Source organism: Vibrio sp. 10N.222.55.C6, from assembly GCF_041473395.1.
GTDB lineage: Bacteria > Pseudomonadota > Gammaproteobacteria > Enterobacterales > Vibrionaceae > Vibrio > Vibrio crassostreae_C.
Map to the genome: position 1 here is coordinate 1 of NZ_JBFRSD010000716.1, position 697 is coordinate 697.

At 47.6% G+C, this 697-nt stretch carries 1 protein-coding gene; it reads left to right on the forward strand.

Features of this window, described 5'->3' with window-relative positions; genetic code table 11:
* On the forward strand, nt 1-697 hold a 697-nt coding region (locus tag AB4486_RS25800; RefSeq protein WP_372119582.1), incomplete at both ends, for a HAMP domain-containing protein.

Below are 697 nucleotides of genomic sequence, written 5' to 3' on the forward strand. Positions count from 1 at the left end.
ACATCATGGAAAGGCATAACTCTCGCCAACAGCCGAGCTGGAAACATGGTGGGTAAAAGAGTCTCTTCTGAATTGGAATCGGAATGGTCGACTATTCAATCTATCGCTAAACGAGAAGGTGCAGGCCTTGTTAATTTCGGCGGCGATGAGTACGCAATTACCGCAATTGATACCAGTGATGCTCCTTGGGTAGTCATGGTGTCGGTTCCCAGTAGTCACCTTACAAAAAGCGTCGACGATTACACGCAATGGAGTGATGCACAGAATTCAAAAGCACTTGAAAAAGGTGTGTGGGCGGGGATCATCGCAGCTCTTCTAGGCATAGCTTCAATGGCATTCATTGCCAATTCTCTGGGCAAAGTGCTGAACAACTTAGTGGAGCGCTTTAAAGATGCAGCACAAGGCGAAGGCGACTTAACTTACCGCATTGAAGTGAAAGGAAAAGATGAAACTGCTCAGCTTGCACACTGGTTCAATACCTTCCTATCTCGTATGCAAGAGATGCTACTTACCGTGATGGTAACGGCCGACCAAGTGGATAAAAACGCAACAGAAGGCCAAGCTAGAGCTGAAGTTTCACGTGACCAGTTGAACTCTCAGGTTAACGAGGTGAACTCACTTGCAACCGCGATCAATGAAATGAGTGCAACTGCGCAAGAAGTGGCAAGTTCAGCGGTTCAAGCAGCAGCGGCAGCAA